Consider the following 20137-nt stretch of genomic DNA (forward strand, 5'->3'; position numbering starts at 1 on the left):
CAGGCCGGGCCAACGCTATTCCACCTGAAAAAGAAGGAACAACGATGCGACATCGCGTACTTTTTGCCACAGCGTTTGCCACCCTTGTCTCCACCAGCGCATTCGCTGCGGATGCATCACTGCCGGGTAAAGGCATCACCGTCAAACCTTTTCAAAGCACTATCGCCGAAGAGAGCTTCCAGACACTGCTGGTTAGCCGCGCGCTGGAAAAACTCGGCTACACCGTGAACACCCCCGATGAAGTGGATTACAACGTCGGTTATACCTCGCTGGCCGCAGGCGATTTGACCTTTACCGCCGTCAACTGGCAGCCGCTGCATGACGATATGTACGCCGCAGCCGGAGGCGATAAGAAATTCTATCGTGCAGGCACCTATGTGACCGGCGCGGCGCAGGGCTATTTGATCGACAAGAAAACCGCCGATAAATACCACATCACCAATATTGAGCAGCTAAAAGATCCAAAAATCGCCAAACTGTTTGATGGCAACGGCGACGGAAAAGCCGACATGATGGGCTGCTCGCCGGGCTGGGGCTGCGAAACGGTAATTAACCACCAGCATCAGGCTTACGGGCTGGAGAACACGGTAACCGTCAGCCACGGCAACTATTCGGCGATGATGGCCGATACCATTACCCGCTTTAAAGAGGGCAAACCGGTGCTCTATTACACCTGGACGCCATACTGGGTGAGCGACGTGCTGAAACCGGGTAAAGATGTGGTCTGGCTGCAGGTGCCGTTCTCCTCACTGCCGGGCGAGCAGAAAGCTATCGACACCAAACTGCCGAACGGCATGAATTACGGTTTCCCGGTGAACACCATGCATATTGTTGCCAATAAAGCCTGGGCGGAGAAAAACCCGGCGGCGGCGAAGCTGTTCGCAGTAATGAAACTGCCGCTGGCGGATATCAATGCCGAGAACGCGATGATGCATGCAGGCAAATCGTCGGAAGCGGATATTCAGGGCCACGTTGACGGCTGGATCAAGGCCCACCAGCAGCAGTTCGACGGCTGGATCAAAGAAGCGCTTGCCGCGCAGAAATAACGCCTTCTCTTCATTGCCAGCGCCAGCGGGTTAAAACCGGTGGCGTTTTTTTTATCCCGCAGATAAGTATTAACCGCAGGTTCCGACACCCGATCTTTGTCACAATTTTCAAACTATTGGCTATCATGAGCTCTGGAAAAATCTGCTGACTAATCACACTTATGACCAAACCGAACCAGGGCCTTAGCCCGGCGCTGATTGCGCTGATGTCCGTCGCCACCGGCCTCGCCGTCGCCAGCAACTACTATGCGCAACCGCTGCTTGATACCATTGCCCGCGCGTTTTCCCTCTCCCCGAACCAGGCCGGATTTATTGTCACCGCCGCTCAGCTTGGCTACGCCGCCGGTCTGCTGTTTCTGGTGCCGCTGGGGGATATGTTTGAACGGCGCACGTTGATTGTGGTGATGACGTTACTGGCGGCGGGCGGCATGCTGATTACCGCCAGCAGCGCGTCGCTTGGGATGATGATCCTCGGCACGGCGCTGACCGGGCTGTTTTCGGTGGTGGCGCAAATCCTGGTGCCCTTTGCTGCGACGCTGGCGACACCGGATAAACGCGGCAAGGTGGTTGGCACCATTATGAGCGGTCTGCTATTGGGGATTTTGCTGGCGCGCACCGTGGCCGGGTTGCTCGCCGAAGTGGGTGGCTGGCGCACGGTGTACTGGGTGGCCAGCGTACTGATGGCGCTGATGGCGCTGGCGCTGTGGCGCGGGCTGCCCACGCTCAAGCAGGAGAACCATCTTAACTACCCGCAGCTGCTCGGCTCGGTGTTTACCCTGTTTGCCCGCGACAAACTGTTGCGTACGCGCGCCCTGTTAGGCTGCCTGAGCTTTGCCAATTTCAGCATTCTCTGGACCTCGATGGCGTTTTTGCTGGCGTCACCGCCGTTTCACTTTTCGGAAGCGGTGATCGGCCTGTTTGGCCTGGTCGGTGCCGCGGGCGCGTTAGGCGCACGTCAGGCCGGTGGGCTGGCGGATCGCGGACATGCACATCTCACCACCACCGGCGGGCTGGTATTATTACTGCTCTCCTGGCTGGCTATCTGGCTGGGGCAGAGTTCAGTTATCGCTTTGATTATCGGCATTCTGCTGCTGGATCTGACGGTGCAAGGGGTGCATATCACTAACCAGACGGTTATCTATCGCGTGAAGCCCGACGCGCGAAATCGCCTGACCGCAGGCTATATGACCAGCTATTTTATTGGCGGCGCGGCGGGCTCGCTGATCTCCGCTTCCGCCTGGCAACATGCCGGATGGACGGGCGTATGCCTCGCCGGTAGTTTACTGGCGCTGATGAATTTACTGGTGTGGTGGCGAGGATTTCACCGTCAACCGGCGGCAATATAAGCAACTGCCCACGTTAATGCCTTTCCCGGAAAAACCGGGGTGTTAAGCAGTCCTTCAGTCTGTTAAGGTTATGGGACTTGTTTATCACGGTTATATTAACGTGGGTGATATATACCAAACATTATGGATATGGATCGTTCAGCAACCAACGCCACACCTGACCAGCAAGCCACTTTTTCTGAAGGCATCAAAGACAGTCTTCCCATCGTTTTAAGCTATCTTCCCGTTGCGTTTGCCTTCGGAATGAATGCCACCAAACTGGGTTTCACCCCACTCGAAAGCGTTTTCTTCTCCTGCATTATCTACGCGGGTGCCAGCCAGTTCGTGATTACCACCATGTTGGCTGCCGGGAGTGCCTTATGGGTCGCAGCCTTAACGGTAATGGCTATGGATGTGCGCCATGTGCTCTACGGTCCGTCCCTGCGCAGCCGCATTGTACAACCGCTGCAAAAGACGAAAACCGCCGTCTGGGCCTTTGGTCTGACGGATGAGGTATTTGCCGCCGCCACGGCGAAACTGGTGCGCGATAACCGCCGCTGGAGCGAAAACTGGATGATGGGCATCGCCCTCTTCTCCTGGCTCTCATGGGTGGCGGGTACGATGCTGGGCGCTTTTTCCGGTAATGGCCTGCTGGAGGGTTATCCGGCGGTAGAATCGGCGCTAGGCTTTATGCTGCCCGCACTGTTTATGAGTTTCCTGCTGGCGTCGTTCCAGCGCCGTCAGATAAGCGCCGTCACGGCCGCGCTGCTCGGCGCGCTGGCGGGCGTCACGCTGTTTTCTATTCCTGCCGCCATCCTCGCCGGGATTTTCGCCGGCTGTCTGACCGCGCTGGTGCAGGCGCTATATCAAGGAACTGCCGATGCGTAACGAGGTGCTGCTGCTGGGCCTGCTGGTGGGCTGCGTCAATTTTTTATTCCGCTATCTTCCTCTGCGCATCCGTGCCGGAGAGTCGCGTCCGGCAAAACGCGGCGCCGGCGGCGTATTGCTCGATACCATCGGCATTGCGTCAATTTGTGCGCTGTTGGTGGTGTCCTGCGTACCGGAAATCATCGCCGACAGCCGTCGACTGCTGCCGACGCTTATCGGCTTCGCCGTGCTCGGAGTGAGCTTCTGGAAGACGCGCAGCATTATTCTTCCCACGCTGCTCAGCGCTTTCGCGTATGGAATCGCCTGGAAACTGCTGACAGACGTATAGATAAGGCAAATTTATTACTACAAATAATACATTTACTTTATTTGTCACTGTCGTTACTATATCGACTGCAATTAATGAGGTCATACCCAAATGGATAGTTCGTTTACGCCCATTGAACAAATGCTTAAGTTTCGCGCCAGCCGCTATGAAGATTTCCCGTTTCAGGAAATTTTGTTAACCCGCCTGTGTATGCATATGCAGGGTAAACTGCTGGAAAACCGCAATAAGATGCTGAAAGCGCAGGGCATTAACGAGACGTTGTTTATGGCGCTGATTACCCTGGAATCCCAGGAGAATCACAGTATTCAGCCCTCTGAGCTGAGCAGCGCGCTGGGATCGTCGCGCACCAACGCAACGCGTATCGCCGATGAGCTGGAAAAACGCGGCTGGATCGAGCGCCACGAAAGCGATAACGATCGCCGCTGCCTCCATTTGCAACTGACCGACAAAGGTCACGAATTCCTGCGTCAGGTTCTGCCGCCGCAGCACAACTGTCTGCATCAGCTGTGGTCTTCTTTAAGCGTGAGCGAAAAAGATCAGCTGGAACATATCACCCGAAAACTTCTTAACCGTCTCGATCAGATGGATGAAGAAGGCGTCATTCTAGAGGCGTTGCGCTAACGCGCTTAAACGTCCGCATTACCAACCTATAAATATATGAAGCCAGTATCTGCTGGCTTTTTTGGCGAAAACAGGCCGGCGTTTGCCGGAAGAAAAATAAGATTGTGGAGAAAAGCATGAGCGCAAGTGCGGAGAGTCAAACGCCGCAGCAACCGGTCAAAAAGAGAGGCAAACGTAAAGGCGCCCTTCTTCTGCTGACCTTGCTCTTTGTTGTTATTGCCGTTGCATACGGGATTTATTGGTTTTTGGTCGTGCGTCATTTTGAAGAGACCGATGACGCTTACGTGGCAGGGAACCAGGTACAAATCATGGCGCAGGTATCCGGCAGCGTGACGAAAGTCTGGGCCGATAATACCGATTTCGTTAAACAGGGCGATGTGCTGGTAACGCTGGACGCTACCGATGCCCAGCAGGCGTTTGAAAAAGCGCAAACCGCTCTTGCGACCAGCGTACGTCAAACCCGCCAGTCAATCATTAACGGTAAGCAGCTGCAGGCGAGCATTGAGCTGAAAAAAACCGCCCTTGCTCAGGCACAGAGCGATTTGAATCGCCGTGTGCCTCTCGGCAGCGCTAACCTGATTGGCCGTGAAGAGCTGCAGCACGCTCGTGACGCGGTGACCAGCGCGCAGGCGGCACTGGACGTTGCGGTTCAGCAATACAATGCCAACCAGGCGATGGTACTGGATACGCGGCTGGAAGATCAGCCAGCAATAAAACAAGCGGCGGCGGAAGTGCGTAACAGCTGGCTGGCGCTGCAGCGTACCAAAATCGTTAGCCCGATTACCGGTTATGTATCCCGTCGCGCCGTGCAGCCTGGCGCGCAGATCACCACCTCTACCCCGCTGATGGCTGTAGTACCGGCCAGTGGCCTGTGGGTGGATGCGAACTTTAAAGAGACGCAGCTGGCGCATATGCGCATCGGCCAGAGCGCAACCGTGATTAGCGATATTTACGGCGACGAAGTGAAGTACACCGGTAAAGTGGTCGGCCTCGATATGGGGACCGGCAGCGCCTTCTCTTTGCTGCCAGCGCAAAACGCCACCGGTAACTGGATCAAAGTGGTTCAGCGCCTGCCGGTGCGTATTGAGCTGGATGCGAAGCAGCTAACGGAAAATCCGCTGCGTATTGGCCTCTCAACGCTGGTGAAAGTCGATACGGAAAATCGTGACGGTCAGGTGCTGGCAAGCCAGGCACGTACCGCGCCGGCGTATGAAAGCAACGCCCGGGAAATTAACCTTGAGCCGGTCAACACGTTGATTGAAAACATCGTGAAAGCCAACGCCGGTTAACCTGAGGTGAGTGCAATGCAACAGAAACCGCTGGAAGGCGCGCAGCTGGTCATTATGACCATTGCGCTGTCCCTCGCGACCTTCATGCAGGTGCTGGACTCGACCATCGCTAACGTTGCTATTCCGACTATTGCCGGTAACCTTGGTTCCTCCTTGAGCCAGGGCACCTGGGTGATCACCTCTTTTGGGGTGGCGAACGCCATCTCGATTCCGATCACCGGCTGGCTGGCGAAACGCGTCGGGGAAGTGAAGCTGTTCCTCTGGTCGACGGTGGCCTTCGCCATCGCCTCGTGGGCGTGCGGCGTCTCCAGCAGTCTTAATATGCTGATTTTCTTTCGCGTGCTGCAGGGGATTGTCGCCGGGCCGCTGATCCCGCTATCGCAGAGTCTATTGCTGAGCAACTATCCGCCCGCCAAACGCTCTATTGCGCTGGCGCTGTGGTCAATGACGGTGATCGTCGCGCCGATTTGTGGGCCGATCCTTGGCGGTTACATCAGTGATAACTACCACTGGGGCTGGATCTTCTTTATTAACGTGCCGATTGGCGCGCTGGTGGTTCTGCTGACGCTGCAAAGCCTGCGCGGTCGCGAAACCCGTACCGAACAGCGGCGTATTGATGGCGTCGGGCTGGCGCTGCTGATCATCGGTATCGGCAGCCTGCAGGTGATGCTTGACCAGGGTAAAGAGCTGGACTGGTTTAACTCGACGGAGATTATCGTGCTGACGGTTATCGCCGTGGTGTCGATAAGTTTCCTGGTGGTCTGGGAGTTGACCGACGATAACCCCATTGTTGACCTGTCGCTGTTTAAGTCGCGCAACTTTACTATCGGCTGCTTATGTATCAGCCTGGCCTATATGCTCTACTTCGGCGCGATTGTGTTGTTGCCGCAGCTATTGCAGTCGGTTTATGGCTATACCGCGACCTGGGCCGGACTGGCTTCGGCACCGGTGGGCGTGATCCCGGTTCTGTTATCACCGATAATTGGCCGCTTCGCCCATAAGCTCGATATGCGTCGTCTGGTGACCTTTAGCTTTATTATGTACGCGGTGTGCTTCTACTGGCGCGCCTATACCTTCGAGCCGGGGATGGATTTTGGCGCGTCGGCGTGGCCGCAGTTTATTCAGGGTTTCGCGGTGGCCTGCTTCTTTATGCCGCTCACCACCATCACCCTTTCGGGCTTGCCGCCTGAACGGCTGGCGGCGGCGTCGAGCCTGTCGAACTTCGCCCGTACGCTGGCGGGCTCCATCGGGACCTCGATTACCACGACGCTGTGGACTAACCGTGAATCGATGCACCATGCGCAGCTAACGGAGTCCATAAGCCCGTTTAACCCGAACTCGCAGGAAGTCTATAACCAACTGCAAGGGATGGGGATGTCGCAACAGCAGGCGTCAGGCTGGATAGCGCAGCAGATAACCAACCAGGGGCTGATAATCTCGGCGAACGAGATTTTCTGGTTCTCGGCGGGAGTTTTCTTGATACTGCTGGGGCTGGTGTGGTTTGCCAAACCGCCATTTGGCGCGGGCGGCGGCGGTGGCGCGCATTAATCTGCTTACGATGCCGCCTTCTGGGTGCAGAAGGCGGCATAAGGGAACTAGATGTGTAGTTCCTGCAGTTTCTCTTTCGGCAGGGCCAACTCTTCGTTGCTGTTAACACGAACATCTTTCTCAAGGATATGGCGCGCGATCTCTTGCGCCTCTTCCAGAGAGTGCATCTGGTAAGTCCCGCACTGATAGACGTTCAGCTCCGGGATCTGATTCTGCTCTTTAACCTTCAGCACATCGGCCATCGCCGCTTTCCATGCATCGGCGACGCGCTGCTCGTCCGGCGTACCAATCAGGCTCATATAGAAACCGGTGCGGCAGCCCATTGGCGAGATGTCGATAATCTCAACGCCGTTGCCATTAAGGTGGTTACGCATAAAACCGGCGAACAGATGCTCCAGCGTATGGATCCCTTTTTCCGGCATCACTTCTTTATTGGGAATGCAGAAACGCAGGTCGAATACGGTAATGGTGTCGCCGTGCGGCGTGTCCATAGTTTTGGCAACACGGACGGCAGGCGCTTCCATACGGGTATGATCGACAGTGAAGCTATCCAGTAATGGCATTTAGTCACCTCCACAGTGATTTTTTTTAAATAAAAATGAACTCTTCTTTCCCGTGCGAGTCTGAGTATATGAAAGACGCGCATTTGTTATCATCATCCCTGATTTCAGAGATGAAATTTTGGCCACAGAGATGTGGCCTTTTTCTTTTGTATCAGGCGTGACGCGCAAGTAACGCGTCAAACGACTCCGTATCGCCAGCCTCAATCTCTGCCTGACGCGCCAGCGACGCTTTACCCTCGGCGATAAAATCTGCATCCTGCAGGATTTCCAGCGGCTCTTCACGCAGCTGGGAACGGTACTGCTCACCCAGCGCTTTGCCCGTCCCACCAATGCCATTATCAATCATCGAGCGCAAAATACGCGCGGAGAAAGTTAATTCTGGATCGTCGAAGCTGGCAACCAGCTGGTCGCAGACGGTTGCATACTCATTGCCACCGTACACGCCATCCAGCGTCTGTGCTACTCGTTTCAGATCCCTGAACAGATCCTTGCCAACCTGTGCGAGAGGGAACTGCGCTGTTTCACAGCCCATGCCAAGGGTCAGGCCCGGCTTGCGCCCTTCCAGAATCACGCGATTCCAGTTAGTACGCGTACATTGCAACTCGTCGCTGCTCATCTCTGGTGCATCCGCCAGCACGCACCAGACCATAAACAGATCGAGGAAGCGCACCTGCTGTTCGTCAACGCCAATGGCGGTGAACGGGTTGATATCCAGCGAACGAACTTCAATGTACTCAATGCCGCCGCGCAGCAGCGCATCCGACGGTGCTTCGCCGCTGCGGGTGACGCGTTTCGGGCGAATCGGCGCATACAACTCGTTTTCTATCTGCAGAATGTTGGTATTGATCTGCAAATACTTACCGTCTTTCTGCAGGCCAATTTTGGCATATTCGTCAGAAGGCGTTTTAATGGCGCGCTTCAGGGCCGTCACATAGTCGTGCAGGTTATTAAAGGTGATGCCGAGATTGCTCTGGGATTTATTGGTATAGCCCAGATCGCTTAAGCGCAGCGACGTCGCGTAGGGCAGGTACAGCATCCCGTTCGGTGTCTTTTCAAACGGCAGCGTTGTCGGTTTCCCCTGCAGGAACGACGAGCAGATGGCAGGAGAAGCGCCAAACAGATAGGGGATCACCCAGCCAAAACGGTAGTAGTTACGAATCAGGCGGAAATAGCCGTCCGATACCGACTCCTTATCGGTGCTGCCGCTTTTCGCTTCCCAAAACGCCATCGGCAGCGAGAAGTTGTAATGCACACCGGAGATGGTTTGCATCAGCGCGCCGTAGCGGTTTTTCAGCCCTTCACGATAAAGGGTTTTCAGACGGCCAATATTCGAGGTGCCATATTGCGCCAGTTCAATCTCCTGCCCCTCTTCGATTTTGCACGGCATGCTCAGCGGCCACATGCGTTCGTCGCCAATCTGGCGCGCGCTGTAGCGATGAATATCACGCATGATAGTCAGCATATGATTGATATCGCCATCTACCGGTGTAATAAATTCCAGCAGCGCTTCGGCAAAATCAGTGGTGATCCATTTGTGGGTCAGTGCCGAGCCAAGCGTGGCCGGATGACCGGTTGTTGCCAGCGAACCATCCGCCTTTACACGCAGTGTTTCACGCTCAAGACCACGTTGGATCCCCTTGAGCGCCTGAGGATTTTTTTCCAGCCAGGACAATGCCTGTGATACGTCCGGGATCAAATTGACCTCCCGCCTGTCATATTCATTTTATTAAGCATAATTGTAATGGTTGACGATTAAAGGTCACTCACTCAGTCCAATTAGTGCCACCACGTCATGCCCTGCAGCGTTACTAAGGCGATAGCCAAATAGCGTAACGCTTTGCCAAAGCATAAAAAAAACAGTACTGGCCCCCAGGCGAGGCGCATCCAGCCTGCCAGCAGACACAGTAAATCGCCTATTACAGGCACCCAGCTCAACAACAGCGCAGCCGCGCCGTATCGTTTGAGCCAGTCGGTCGCTTTTTCCTGCCAGCGCGATGGTTTGCGTTGTGGAAAGAAACGCCCAAGAATAACGTTAGTCATGCCTCCAAGGCTATTACCCATTGTTGCTATTACCACAAGCAGCCAGGGCTGGCTGACGTGAGAAAGCAACATCGCGACCAGCACGACCTCAGAATTGCCCGGCAATAATGTGGCGCTCAGGAAGCTGCTGGTAAACAGCGACAGCAAAGATAAGGTTTCGCTCACAATAGGCGTACATCCACCGCGTCCATACCGGCAGCGCGTGCCGCCTGAAGGCCAAAATCCGCATCCTCAAAAACTACGCACTGCGTCGGTTCAACATTCATCCTTTGCGCACAAAGCAGGAACGTATCGGGCGCGGGCTTGTGGTTTTTGACATGATCGGCGGCGACAACCGCGCTGAAATAATGTCGCAGCCCCAGGTGCGCCAGCAGCGCCTCGGCAATCGCGCTTTCGCTGCCGGTACCCACCGACATCGGGCGGCGACCGTGCCAGGCTTTAACCACCTCAATTAAGGGTAGCGGACGTACAGAATCCAGCAGCATCGCTTTAACCGCCGCCGTTTTTTCTTCTGCCAGCAGGAAAGGATCGAGATCGCTCTGATTAGATTCAATGATGAATTGCGCTATACGCCAGGTTGGAGAGCCGTTGAGACCAATCATCACCTGCTCATCGAAACGCATGCCATAACGTCCAAGCACTTCATGCCAGGCCTTACGGTGCGTGGGTTCCGTATCGAGGATGGTGCCATCCATATCAAAAATGAGACCCGCGTAACGTTCGTACATCATCTTCTCACAAAGCCGATAACAAACATTTACTTTAACGTAAACAGTGACTTTTGTCGCTGCCAGCGCGTAATAAGCAGGGAGAATAAGGGGGCTACTACTGAGAGGTGAAGAGAAGGTGGAACGGGAAAACGGGAGTTTCGCTAAGGATTAAAGCTCTGGCGCATCTGAAAGAATAGTTCTGCGGTAAACCTGGAGAATATGGTGCATCCGGGAGGATGACTCGGCTGCGCCTCGCCCTGCGGGCCGTTGCTAAAGCAACGTTATCCTCCCTGGTGCCAACGGCAACAACCAAGATACCTGAGAGAACAGTTTTTCTTTTAATTCGCAGAAGATGGTGCATCCGGGAGGATTCGAACCTCCGACCGCTCGGTTCGTAGCCGAGTACTCTATCCAGCTGAGCTACGGATGCATCAGGATTACTGCTTTGACGAAGAAACTGCGTGGAGCAATGGCTTCGAAAGTCTTTATCTTTGAGATTGCAGAATATGGTGCATCCGGGAGGATGACTCGGCTGCGCCTCGCCCTGCGGGCCGTTGCTGAAGCAACGTTATCCTCCCTGGTGCCAACGGAAACAACCGTGATACCTGAGAGAACACTTCTTCTGTTAATGCTCAGAAAATGGTGCATCCGGGAGGATTCGAACCTCCGACCGCTCGGTTCGTAGCCGAGTACTCTATCCAGCTGAGCTACGGATGCATCGGGATTACTGCTTTGACGAGGAAACTGCGAGGAGCAATTACTTCGAAAATCGTTCTTCTGTAATTTTACAGAAAATGGTGCATCCGGGAGGATTACTCGGCTGCGCCTCGCCCTGCGGGCCGTTGCTGAAGCAACGTTATCCCCCCTGGTGCTAACGGTAACAACCGTGATACCTGAGAGAACAGTTCTTCTGTTATTTCGCAGAAGATGGTGCATCCGGGAGGATTCGAACCTCCGACCGCTCGGTTCGTAGCCGAGTACTCTATCCAGCTGAGCTACGGATGCATCAGGATTACTGCTTTGACGATGAAAACGCAGGAACTACGATTTCACTGAATAATGGTGCATCCGGGAGGATTACTCGGCTGCGCCTCGCCCTACGGGCCGTTGCTGAAGCAACGTTATCCCCCCTGGTGCTAACGGTAACAACCGTGATACCTGAGAGAACAGTTCTTCTGTTATTTCGCAGAAGATGGTGCATCCGGGAGGATTCGAACCTCCGACCGCTCGGTTCGTAGCCGAGTACTCTATCCAGCTGAGCTACGGATGCAAAATGGCGGTGAGGCGGGGATTCGAACCCCGGATGCAGCTTTTGACCGCATACTCCCTTAGCAGGGGAGCGCCTTCAGCCTCTCGGCCACCTCACCACACGCGTCTCTTTCGAGTGCTTCGACTAACTCGTTAAGAGCTCTTCGTCGCTGCGTGGCGCACATATTACTTTCTGGGACTTATAAGTCAAACAATTTTTCCAGCCCCGGAATTGATTGCACACTTCGCAGACAATTCGCCTGTAAAAAGGGCAAAAAGGATGTTTTATCAGCAGAATTTCTCCCGTTTCGCTGCGGAAAAATAGCATGCGCAAAGCCGCCTAAAAGTATGCAGCCGGGGAAAAACGATAAGTGAAATAAAAAGGAAACGTAATGCAGAGAAAATCGAAGGAGTGTTGCGTCTCGCCGGGAAACAGCGAGACGCGATAATGGCATCAGTAGTTCGACTGCTGTGATTTTTCAGCCTGGATACGCTGGTAGATCTCTTCACGGTGTACGGAAACTTCTTTAGGGGCGTTAACGCCGATACGAACCTGGTTACCCTTAACCCCTAATACAGTCACAGTGACCTCATCCCCAATCATGAGGGTTTCACCAACTCGACGAGTCAGAATCAGCATTCTTTGCTCCTTGAAAGATTAAAAGAGTCGGGTCTCTCTGTATCCCGGCATTATCCATCATATAACGCCAAAAAGTAAGCGATGACAAACACCTAAGTGTAAGCAGTCACGGCATTACATTCTGTTAAACCTTAGTTTAGCCGATCTACAAGACTTTAACCTGACTTTATCGTTATCAATAGCGTAGTGGCAAAAACGCCATAACCGCAAGGTTATGGCGTCTGCTTTCGCTTTGTAATTATGACAGTTTGGCGCTGACCCAGTCTTTTACGCTGGCGAGCGCGGCTGGCAGTGCGGCCGCATCGGTACCACCGGCTTGCGCCATGTCCGGACGTCCACCACCTTTACCCCCAACCTGCTGGGCAACCATGCCAATCAGTTCCCCTGCTTTCACACGGTCGGTGACATCCTTCGACACGCCCGCAATCAGAGAAACTTTTCCTTCCGCCACGGTGGCAAGAACAATCACTGAAGCACCGAGCTGGTTTTTCAGATCGTCCACCATGGTACGCAGCATCTTCGGCTCGACGCCCGCCAGATCGCTCACCAGCAGCTTAACGCCGTTAAGATCGATGGCTTTACCGGACAGGTTTGCGCTCTCCTGCGCTGCCGCCTGCTCCTTAAGCTGCTGCAACTCTTTTTCCAGCTGGCGGGTGCGCTCGATAACCGTACGCACTTTCTCACCCAGATTCTGACTATCGCCCTTCAGCAACTGCGCAATATCGTGCAGCTGATCGCTTTGCGCATGCAGGCTGGCCACCGCACCTTCGCCGGTAACGGCTTCAATACGGCGCACGCCCGCCGCGGTGCCGGATTCGGACACAATGCGGAACAGGCCGATATCACCGGTACGCGAGGCGTGAGTACCGCCGCACAGTTCGGTGGAGAAATCGCCCATGCTCAATACGCGCACGCGATCTTCATACTTCTCACCGAACAGCGCCATCGCGCCCTTCGTTTTTGCCGCTTCCAGATCCATGATATTGGTTTCGATCGGCAGGTTACGGCGAATTTGCGCGTTAACCAGATCTTCTACCGCACGGATTTCAGTCGGTTTCATCGCTTCAAAATGGGAGAAGTCAAAGCGCAGCACTTTGTCATTCACCAGCGAGCCTTTCTGCGCAACGTGCGTACCGAGCACTTCGCGTAACGCGGCATGCATCAGGTGCGTTGCGGAGTGGTTCAGGCGAATGCGCGCGCGACGCGCTTCATCGACTTCGGCTTTCACGCCGTCGCCCACTTTCAGCGAACCGCTGCTCAGCTTGCCAAGATGACCAATCGCCTGGCCATATTTCTGTGTATCCTGCACGGCAAAGGTAAAGCCATTGCCTTTCAGTTCGCCTTTATCGCCCACCTGGCCACCAGATTCGGCATAGAACGGCGTCTCGTCGAGCACCACTACCGCTTCCTGACCGGCTGCAATTGAATCTACTGGCTTACCATCCACAAACAGCGCGGTCACTTTGCCGTTCAGTTCCAGATGGTCATAGCCTTTAAATTGTGACGCGCCGTCAACGCGGATCATCGCGTTGTAATCCGCGCCAAAACCGCTGGATTCGCGGGCGCGACGGCGCTGCTCTTCCATCGCGGCTTCGAAGCCTGCTTCGTCCACTTTCAGGTTGCGCTCACGGCACACATCGGCGGTTAAATCCACCGGGAAACCGTAAGTGTCGTACAGACGGAAGGCGGTTTCGCCGTCCAGCGTATCGCCCTGCAGTTTTGCCAGCTCTTCGTCGAGCAGCGCCAGACCACGCTCCAGCGTACGGGCAAACTGCTCTTCTTCGGTTTTCAGCACCTGCTCAACCTGAGCCTGCTGGCGCTGCAGATCTTCACCCGCAGAGCCCATCACTTCAATCAGCGGCCCAACCAGCTTATAGAAGAAGGTCTCTTTCGCGCCGAGCATGTTGCCATGACGAATCGCGCGACGAATGATACGACGCAGCACATAGCCACGGTTCTCATTGGACGGGATCACGCCGTCGGCAATCAGGAAGGCACAGGAGCGGATATGGTCAGCAATCACGCGCAGTGATTTATTGCCCAGGTCCGTCGCGCCGGTCACTTTAGCAACCGCCTGAATCAGCTTCGCGAACAGGTCGATTTCATAGTTGGAATTTACATGCTGCAGTACCGCAGCTACGCGCTCGAGGCCCATACCGGTATCCACCGAGGGTTTCGGCAGCGGTTCCATAGTGCCATCGGCCTGGCGGTTAAACTGCATAAAGACGATGTTCCAGATCTCAATATAGCGATCGCCATCCTCTTCCGGGCTACCCGGAGGGCCACCCCAGATATGATCGCCATGATCGTAGAAAATCTCGGTGCACGGGCCGCACGGACCGGTATCGCCCATCTGCCAGAAGTTATCAGAAGCGTAAGCGGCGCCTTTGTTGTCGCCGATGCGGATAATACGCTCGCGCGGCACGCCCACTTCTTTTTCCCAGATTTCGTACGCTTCGTCGTCCGTTTCGTACACCGTCACCCACAGACGATCTTTCGGCAGGTTGAACCAGTTTTCACCGGTCAGCAGTTCCCATGCGTACTGGATGGCATCATGTTTGAAATAGTCGCCGAAGCTAAAGTTGCCCAGCATTTCAAAGAAGGTGTGATGGCGTGCGGTGTAACCGACGTTTTCCAGGTCGTTGTGTTTACCACCGGCACGAACGCAACGCTGTGCTGTGGTCGCGCGGGAATAATTACGCTTGTCGAGCCCAAGGAAAACATCCTTGAACTGGTTCATCCCGGCGTTGGTAAACAGCAGAGTTGGGTCGTTATTCGGCACCAGGGAGCTGCTGGCAACTACCTGATGTCCTTTACTATGGAAAAAATCGAGAAACGCCTGACGGATCTCAGCGGTGCTCTTGCTCATAATTATCCTGAAATCAAGCTAACGAAATGTGGTAACCGGCCGTCAACATACATGCCCAACGCGCCAGCTACTGGAAAAAGTGGGAATAAGATAAGTTTTCTTTACTACGAAGTAAAATCCCGTATGCGCTCAGTCGGCAAAATTTCGCCATATTTCCTGAATATCTTCCTGCATAAAGCCGCGATAGAGTAAAAAACGCTGCACTTTGACTTTCGCCGCATACTCAACGGGGAGCGGCTCGCCATACTTGCGCTGCGCCTGCTCGCGGGCGTTCGCCACCCAGTCAATATCGCATTCCCGTAGTGCGTTTTCACAGGCTTCCCGTGCAATGCCTTTTTGATTCAACTCCTGACGAATGCGCGCCGGGCCATAGCCTTTACGCGCACGGCTGGCGATAAAGTGGCCGACAAAGCGCGTGTCGTCGAGAAAGTTATGCTCTATGCACCACGCGACCACTTCTTCTACTTCTTCCGGCGTGATATCCAGCGCTTCCGGGCCATTTTTAGTCATCACCGGCGCGGTGAGTTTGCGGCGAAACTCTTTTTCACTGTGGTCGCGCATGCCGAGGATGCGCATCGCCCGGTCGCGCAGGCGGGCAACGGCGGAGCGGCGGGAAGGGTTATCTGACATGACGTAATCCTCGGATCGTAAAATGCAAAAGGGCTGCATCAGCAGCCCTTGATTTACGCTTCAAACTATCAGAAATCTTCGTTGGTTTCTTCAGCGTCTTCGCTACCGCTGTCCACTGAGGTTTCAGCCGTCGTCGCGTTCTGGTTGCTGAGCAGGATTTCACGCAGCTTTTTCTCGATCTCTTTCGCCGCCGCCGGGTTCTCTTTCAGCCAGGTGGTTGCGTTCGCTTTACCCTGACCGATTTTGTCGCCGTTGTAGCTATACCAGGCACCCGCTTTTTCAATCAGCTTCTCTTTCACGCCCAGATCGACCAGCTCGCCGTAGAAGTTAATGCCTTCGCCGTAGAGGATCTGGAATTCAGCCTGTTTGAACGGCGCTGCGATTTTGTTTTTCACCACTTTCACGCGGGTTTCGCTGCCGACAACGTTGTCGCCCTCTTTCACCGCGCCGATACGGCGGATATCCAGACGCACGGAGGCGTAGAATTTCAGCGCGTTACCGCCGGTGGTGGTTTCCGGGTTACCGAACATCACACCAATTTTCATACGGATCTGGTTGATAAAGATCAGCAGCGTGTTGGACTGCTTCAGGTTACCCGCCAGTTTACGCATCGCCTGGCTCATCATACGCGCCGCGAGGCCCATATGAGAGTCGCCGATTTCGCCTTCGATTTCCGCTTTTGGCGTCAGCGCCGCAACGGAGTCGACCACCAGCACGTCAACCGCACCGGAGCGCGCCAGCGCGTCACAGATTTCCAGCGCCTGCTCACCGGTATCCGGCTGAGAGCAGAGCAGGTTGTCGATATCAACGCCCAGCTTGCGTGCGTAAACCGGATCCAGCGCGTGTTCCGCATCGATAAACGCACAGGTTTTGCCTTCACGCTGCGCAGCGGCGATCACCTGCAGGGTCAGCGTGGTTTTACCTGAAGATTCAGGTCCGTAAATTTCGACGATGCGCCCCATCGGCAAGCCGCCAGCGCCCAGCGCGATATCCAGCGAGAGGGAACCGGTAGAGATGGTTTCCACGTCCATGGAACGGTCTTCACCCAGACGCATGATGGAGCCTTTACCGAATTGCTTTTCGATCTGACCCAGTGCGGCTGCAAGCGCCTTTTGTTTGTTTTCGTCGATAGCCATGATTACTCCTTCATGCAGAGTGAAGCGCATTACGCTCCGCGGTGAATAACTGTTCTGTTGTCGCAATTATACTGTATGCTCATACAGTATCAAGCGTTTTGTAGAAAATGTTGCCAAAGGGTTTGCAGGGCGTAAGCCGTTGCCTGTCTGCGTACCGCTTCGCGGTCGCCCGAGAAGCACTCGCGCCGCGTGATCCCTTCCCCGTTGACGCTACAGATAGCAAACCAGACGGTGCCAACGGGCTTCTCTTCACTGCCGCCATCCGGCCCGGCGATGCCGCTAATGGAAATAGCATAATCCGCGCGCGCCGCTTTCAGCGCCCCGATCGCCATCTCTACGACCACCTGCTCGCTCACTGCGCCGTGCGCATCAAGGGTAGCAGGCTGCACGCCAATCATCTGCGCTTTCGCTTCATTACTGTAGGTAACAAACCCGCGTTCAAACCAGGCGGAACTGCCGGCAATATCGGTGATAGCCTTCGCCACCCACCCGCCGGTACAGGACTCCGCCGTGGTCAGCGTCGCACCGCGCGCCTTGAGCGCCAGCCCAATGCGTTCGCTCAGCTGCATTAATTCGTTATCCGTCATGATGGCTCCCGTGCGTCAAAAAACCGTGGCGGAAAAGATACCACTTTCCGCATAAATATGGAGACGGGATGATGAATTTACGAGGAGGTATGTAAAAAAAGGCCAGCCGAGGCTGACCTGAGAGGTTTATTGCCTGTTACTTCATACTGTTAAAGATAGTCTCAACGTTATGGCGAAAGGCTTTCAGATAGGTGTCCGCCACGCCGCCTTTCGCGCTCAGCGCTTCCGGATAGAGCTCACCGCCCGGCTGCGCCCCGGTGGCGCTGGCGATCTGTTTCACCAGCCGCGGATCGAGCTGATTTTCCATAAACCACACTTTTACGCCGTCGGCTTTAATCTGCTTAATGATTGCCGCCACCTGCGCGGCACTGGCTTCACTCTCCGAGGAGTATCCCTGCGGCGCGATAAAATCGACGCCATAGGCGCGGCCAAAGTAACCGAAGGCGTCATGGCTGGTGAGCACTTTACGTTTTGCTTGTGGCACCGCGCTAAAGCGTGATTTCGCCCAGCTATCCAATTGTTCGAGCTGCCCGATATAGCGCTGCCCGGAGGCGTTTAGCGCCGCTTCGTCGGCCGGATCGGCTTTTACCAGCCCGGCGAGAATGTTTTTCGCATACAGCGCGCCATTAGCAGCACTGTTCCAGGCGTGGGGATCGGTCACCGTTGCGCCATCTTCTTCCAGACTATGGGTCGACACGCCGGTCGATGCCACAACCAGCTGGCCTTTAAAGCCGGAGGCTTTTACCAGCCTGTCCAGCCAGCCCTCCAGCCCCAGCCCGTTTACCACCACCACATCGGCATTATTTAACAGCGCGCTGTCTTTTGCCGAAGGCTCAAAGGTGTGGGGATCGCCATCCGGCCCCACCAGCGTGGTCACATGGACATGATCGCCGCCTATCTGCTGCGTCATATCACCAAGGATCGAAAAGCTGGCGACTACATTAATGGTTTTAGCCATTGCGCCCTGCGCTGCCAGGCCGAGCGCCAGCGCCAGAATAAGTCCTGTCCGTTTCATTATTTCCCCTTGCTACGTTAAAAGTGTGCGCAGGCTGTGTGCCAGCCCGCTGCGCTTGCCAAATAAAATGGAAAAAAAGAAGCCTGCGCTGGCGGTGAGCACAATCGCCGGTCCGGCGGGTAATCCCGCCATCCACGACAGGCTCAGACCGAGCCAGGCGCAGAGCGCGCCAATGCCTGCCGCCAGCACTAATAATCCCGGTAAGGTTTGCACCCAGCAGCGCGCCGCCACGGCGGGCAGCATCATCACACCCACCGCCATTAAGGTACCGAGCACCTGGAATCCGGCCACCAGATTGAGCACCAGCAGCGCAAGAAACAGCCCGTGCAACAGCCCCGGCGCGCGGGGCGCGTTCACCTGCAAAAAGTCGCTGTCAAAGGCTTCACTGACAAGGCCGCGATAGCAAAACGCCAGCACCATAAGCGTCAGACTGGCAACGCCCGCGACAAACAGCGCCGCATCGCTATCGACAGCCAGAATCGAACCAAACAGCAGATGTAGCAGATCGACGCTGGAGCCGCGCAGGGAGACCAGCGTCACGCCCAGCGCCAGCGAGCCCAGATAAAACCCGGCAAAGCTGGCGTCCTCTTTTAGCGGGGTCCGACGGCTGACCCAACCGGCCACCAGCGCGACGGTAATCCCGGCGATAAAGCCGCCCAGGCTCATCGCCAGCAGCGACATCCCGCTCAGCAGGTAGCCAATAGCCACACCGGGCAGGATGGCGTGGGAGAGCGCATCGCCCATCAGGCTCATGCGGCGCAGCAGTAAAAAGACGCCGAGGGCAGTGGTGCTCACCGACAGCGCCAGGCACACCACCAGCGCGCGGCGCATAAAACCAAACTCGATAAACGGCTGGAAAAAGAGATGCCAGATCATGCTCTGCATACCTCTTTTGTCGGCGCGGTAGCGCCCCACTGCGCAACGCCTTCACCCAGCCGCAAGGTTTGCGGGAAATAGCGCGTCACCCGCTCGCTATCGTGTAGCACCGCAAGAAGGGTTTGCCCTGCGCGATGCATATCGACAATTTGCTCCATCAAGAGTTGCGAGGTGGCTTCATCGATGCCGGTAAAGGGTTCGTCGAGCATCACCAGCGGTGCGTTCTGCACCCAGACGCGGGCAAACAGCATGCGCTGAAACTGCCCGCCGGAAAGGGTATCGATGGTTTCGTCAGCCATTGTCATCAGGCCAACCCGTTCCAGCCCCTCGGCAACCCGGCGGCGGGCATCGCGGCTCAGCCCGCGAAACAGGGAAAAACGCGGCCAGCAGCCCATGCTCACCACATCCTGTACCCGCAGCGGAAACTGTGATTCCAGCGCGTGGCGCTGCGCCAGCCAGCCGATGACAGGCCGCGTGGGTTGCCAGCGCAGCACGCCGCTGACGGGTGGTAAAAAGCCGGCCAGGGTTTTTAGCAGCGTTGATTTTCCGCAGCCGTTCATGCCGACAATCGCCGTCATGCTGCCGCGCTCCAGCGTGCCGCAGAGCGCTGGCGTGACCGCCTGACTGGCATAGCCAGCAACTAAATGATCAAGTTCAATCATGGCAGCGCCACCGCCCACACCGTCAGCAGCCAAAGCACCACCAATAGCATTGCCGCCAGCAGCAGGCGCAGGATGCCGGAAAGGGAAAAAAGCGTTAGGGGAATCATTCATACACC

Annotated in this window: 19 protein-coding genes and 5 tRNA genes; 7 read left to right on the plus strand and 17 right to left on the minus strand. The window is 55.5% G+C overall.

What is annotated here, in order from left to right:
• The first annotated feature begins 44 nt into the window (after window positions 1-44).
• The 7 genes from proX to emrB all read left to right on the plus strand — a co-directional run bounded on the left by proX (window position 45) and on the right by emrB (window position 7045).
• A complete protein-coding gene (gene proX, locus RW65_RS12595) occupies window positions 45-1046 on the plus strand; it encodes a glycine betaine/L-proline ABC transporter substrate-binding protein ProX (RefSeq protein ID WP_039057097.1) in 1002 nt (333 codons plus the stop codon).
• Window positions 1047-1207: 161 nt separating this feature from the next.
• Window positions 1208-2392: an MFS transporter gene (locus tag RW65_RS12600; RefSeq protein ID WP_039057098.1), complete on the plus strand. Its 1185-nt coding sequence runs from the start codon at window positions 1208-1210 to the stop codon at window positions 2390-2392.
• A gap of 129 nt (window positions 2393-2521) precedes the next feature.
• Complete coding sequence (locus RW65_RS12605) at window positions 2522-3259, plus strand: AzlC family ABC transporter permease (protein WP_156123999.1); 738 nt, start codon at window positions 2522-2524, stop codon at window positions 3257-3259.
• Entirely contained in the window at window positions 3252-3587 is a 336-nt protein-coding gene (gene ygaH / locus RW65_RS12610; RefSeq protein WP_039057099.1) for an L-valine transporter subunit YgaH, read from the plus strand. The genes RW65_RS12605 and ygaH overlap by 8 nt, the downstream gene beginning before the upstream one ends.
• Before the next feature lie 90 nt (window positions 3588-3677).
• The gene (gene mprA / locus RW65_RS12615; protein WP_039057100.1) at window positions 3678-4208 is read left to right on the plus strand and encodes a transcriptional repressor MprA; all 531 of its coding nucleotides are present in this window, start codon (window positions 3678-3680) and stop codon (window positions 4206-4208) included.
• A 116-nt stretch (window positions 4209-4324) separates the two neighbouring features.
• A complete protein-coding gene (gene emrA, locus RW65_RS12620) occupies window positions 4325-5497 on the plus strand; it encodes a multidrug efflux MFS transporter periplasmic adaptor subunit EmrA (RefSeq protein ID WP_039057101.1) in 1173 nt (390 codons plus the stop codon).
• Between the two features lie 15 nt (window positions 5498-5512).
• Window positions 5513-7045, plus strand: coding sequence for a multidrug efflux MFS transporter permease subunit EmrB (gene emrB, locus RW65_RS12625; RefSeq protein WP_039057102.1), 1533 nt, complete (start codon window positions 5513-5515; stop codon window positions 7043-7045).
• Between the two features lie 47 nt (window positions 7046-7092).
• Here the strand turns inward: emrB and luxS are convergent, their stop codons facing one another.
• From luxS to RW65_RS12710, 17 genes are all read right to left on the minus strand, one after another.
• Complete coding sequence (luxS, locus tag RW65_RS12630) at window positions 7093-7608, minus strand: S-ribosylhomocysteine lyase (RefSeq protein ID WP_039057103.1); 516 nt, start codon at window positions 7606-7608, stop codon at window positions 7093-7095.
• Between the two features lie 151 nt (window positions 7609-7759).
• A complete protein-coding gene (gene gshA, locus RW65_RS12635; RefSeq protein ID WP_039057104.1) occupies window positions 7760-9304 on the minus strand; it encodes a glutamate--cysteine ligase in 1545 nt (514 codons plus the stop codon).
• Between the two features lie 80 nt (window positions 9305-9384).
• A complete protein-coding gene (locus tag RW65_RS12640; RefSeq protein WP_039057105.1) occupies window positions 9385-9813 on the minus strand; it encodes a YqaA family protein in 429 nt (142 codons plus the stop codon).
• Window positions 9810-10376 carry a fructose-1-phosphate/6-phosphogluconate phosphatase gene (gene yqaB / locus RW65_RS12645; RefSeq protein ID WP_039057106.1) on the minus strand — a complete coding sequence of 189 codons (567 nt, stop codon included), beginning with the start codon at window positions 10374-10376 and terminating at the stop codon, window positions 9810-9812. Before yqaB ends, RW65_RS12640 begins: the two co-directional genes overlap by 4 nt.
• 335 nt (window positions 10377-10711) lie before the next feature.
• Window positions 10712-10788 (minus strand) — tRNA-Arg (locus RW65_RS12650).
• Between the two features lie 210 nt (window positions 10789-10998).
• Window positions 10999-11075: transfer RNA gene (locus RW65_RS12655), tRNA-Arg, on the minus strand.
• 211 nt (window positions 11076-11286) lie between these two features.
• Window positions 11287-11363 (minus strand) — tRNA-Arg (locus RW65_RS12660).
• A gap of 188 nt (window positions 11364-11551) precedes the next feature.
• Window positions 11552-11628 (minus strand) — tRNA-Arg (locus RW65_RS12665).
• A gap of 4 nt (window positions 11629-11632) precedes the next feature.
• Window positions 11633-11725 (minus strand) — tRNA-Ser (locus RW65_RS12670).
• Window positions 11726-12060: 335 nt separating this feature from the next.
• Window positions 12061-12246, minus strand: coding sequence for a carbon storage regulator CsrA (gene csrA, locus RW65_RS12675; RefSeq protein ID WP_007370562.1), 186 nt, complete (start codon window positions 12244-12246; stop codon window positions 12061-12063).
• A 238-nt stretch (window positions 12247-12484) separates the two neighbouring features.
• A complete protein-coding gene (gene alaS, locus RW65_RS12680) occupies window positions 12485-15115 on the minus strand; it encodes an alanine--tRNA ligase (protein WP_039057107.1) in 2631 nt (876 codons plus the stop codon).
• A gap of 129 nt (window positions 15116-15244) precedes the next feature.
• Window positions 15245-15745 (minus strand): recombination regulator RecX, encoded by a 501-nt coding sequence (gene recX / locus RW65_RS12685; RefSeq protein WP_039057109.1) that lies wholly within the window; start codon window positions 15743-15745, stop codon window positions 15245-15247.
• Window positions 15746-15813: 68 nt separating this feature from the next.
• Window positions 15814-16881, minus strand: coding sequence for a recombinase RecA (gene recA / locus RW65_RS12690; RefSeq protein ID WP_039057110.1), 1068 nt, complete (start codon window positions 16879-16881; stop codon window positions 15814-15816).
• A gap of 89 nt (window positions 16882-16970) precedes the next feature.
• On the minus strand, window positions 16971-17468 hold the full coding sequence (gene pncC / locus RW65_RS12695; protein WP_039057111.1) for a nicotinamide-nucleotide amidase: 498 nt from the start codon (window positions 17466-17468) through the stop codon (window positions 16971-16973).
• A 136-nt stretch (window positions 17469-17604) separates the two neighbouring features.
• Window positions 17605-18483, minus strand: a complete 879-nt coding sequence (locus RW65_RS12700; RefSeq protein ID WP_039057112.1) for a metal ABC transporter substrate-binding protein — start codon at window positions 18481-18483, stop codon at window positions 17605-17607.
• A gap of 12 nt (window positions 18484-18495) precedes the next feature.
• Window positions 18496-19359 (minus strand): metal ABC transporter permease, encoded by an 864-nt coding sequence (locus RW65_RS12705; protein ID WP_039057114.1) that lies wholly within the window; start codon window positions 19357-19359, stop codon window positions 18496-18498.
• A complete protein-coding gene (locus RW65_RS12710; RefSeq protein ID WP_039057115.1) occupies window positions 19356-20021 on the minus strand; it encodes a metal ABC transporter ATP-binding protein in 666 nt (221 codons plus the stop codon). Before RW65_RS12710 ends, RW65_RS12705 begins: the two co-directional genes overlap by 4 nt.
• Between the last annotated feature and the right edge of the window lie 116 nt (window positions 20022-20137).

The organism is Enterobacter sp. Bisph1, assembly GCF_000814905.1.
GTDB lineage: Bacteria > Pseudomonadota > Gammaproteobacteria > Enterobacterales > Enterobacteriaceae > Kosakonia.

What these genes read in the sequence shown, in the direction of transcription:
- proX (WP_039057097.1), top strand. Translation starts at nt 45, where the DNA reads ATGCGACATCGCGTACTTTTTGCCACAGCGTTTGCCACCCTTGTCTCC.
- RW65_RS12600 (WP_039057098.1), top strand. Translation starts at nt 1,208, where the DNA reads ATGACCAAACCGAACCAGGGCCTTAGCCCGGCGCTGATTGCGCTGATG.
- RW65_RS12605 (WP_156123999.1), top strand. Translation starts at nt 2,522, where the DNA reads ATGGATCGTTCAGCAACCAACGCCACACCTGACCAGCAAGCCACTTTT.
- ygaH (WP_039057099.1), top strand. Translation starts at nt 3,252, where the DNA reads ATGCGTAACGAGGTGCTGCTGCTGGGCCTGCTGGTGGGCTGCGTCAAT.
- mprA (WP_039057100.1), top strand. Translation starts at nt 3,678, where the DNA reads ATGGATAGTTCGTTTACGCCCATTGAACAAATGCTTAAGTTTCGCGCC.
- emrA (WP_039057101.1), top strand. Translation starts at nt 4,325, where the DNA reads ATGAGCGCAAGTGCGGAGAGTCAAACGCCGCAGCAACCGGTCAAAAAG.
- emrB (WP_039057102.1), top strand. Translation starts at nt 5,513, where the DNA reads ATGCAACAGAAACCGCTGGAAGGCGCGCAGCTGGTCATTATGACCATT.
- luxS (WP_039057103.1), bottom strand. Translation starts at nt 7,608, where the DNA reads ATGCCATTACTGGATAGCTTCACTGTCGATCATACCCGTATGGAAGCG.
- yqaB (WP_039057106.1), bottom strand. Translation starts at nt 10,376, where the DNA reads ATGTACGAACGTTACGCGGGTCTCATTTTTGATATGGATGGCACCATC.
- csrA (WP_007370562.1), bottom strand. Translation starts at nt 12,246, where the DNA reads ATGCTGATTCTGACTCGTCGAGTTGGTGAAACCCTCATGATTGGGGAT.
- alaS (WP_039057107.1), bottom strand. Translation starts at nt 15,115, where the DNA reads ATGAGCAAGAGCACCGCTGAGATCCGTCAGGCGTTTCTCGATTTTTTC.
- recX (WP_039057109.1), bottom strand. Translation starts at nt 15,745, where the DNA reads ATGTCAGATAACCCTTCCCGCCGCTCCGCCGTTGCCCGCCTGCGCGAC.
- recA (WP_039057110.1), bottom strand. Translation starts at nt 16,881, where the DNA reads ATGGCTATCGACGAAAACAAACAAAAGGCGCTTGCAGCCGCACTGGGT.
- pncC (WP_039057111.1), bottom strand. Translation starts at nt 17,468, where the DNA reads ATGACGGATAACGAATTAATGCAGCTGAGCGAACGCATTGGGCTGGCG.
- RW65_RS12700 (WP_039057112.1), bottom strand. Translation starts at nt 18,483, where the DNA reads ATGAAACGGACAGGACTTATTCTGGCGCTGGCGCTCGGCCTGGCAGCG.
- RW65_RS12705 (WP_039057114.1), bottom strand. Translation starts at nt 19,359, where the DNA reads ATGATCTGGCATCTCTTTTTCCAGCCGTTTATCGAGTTTGGTTTTATG.
- RW65_RS12710 (WP_039057115.1), bottom strand. Translation starts at nt 20,021, where the DNA reads ATGATTGAACTTGATCATTTAGTTGCTGGCTATGCCAGTCAGGCGGTC.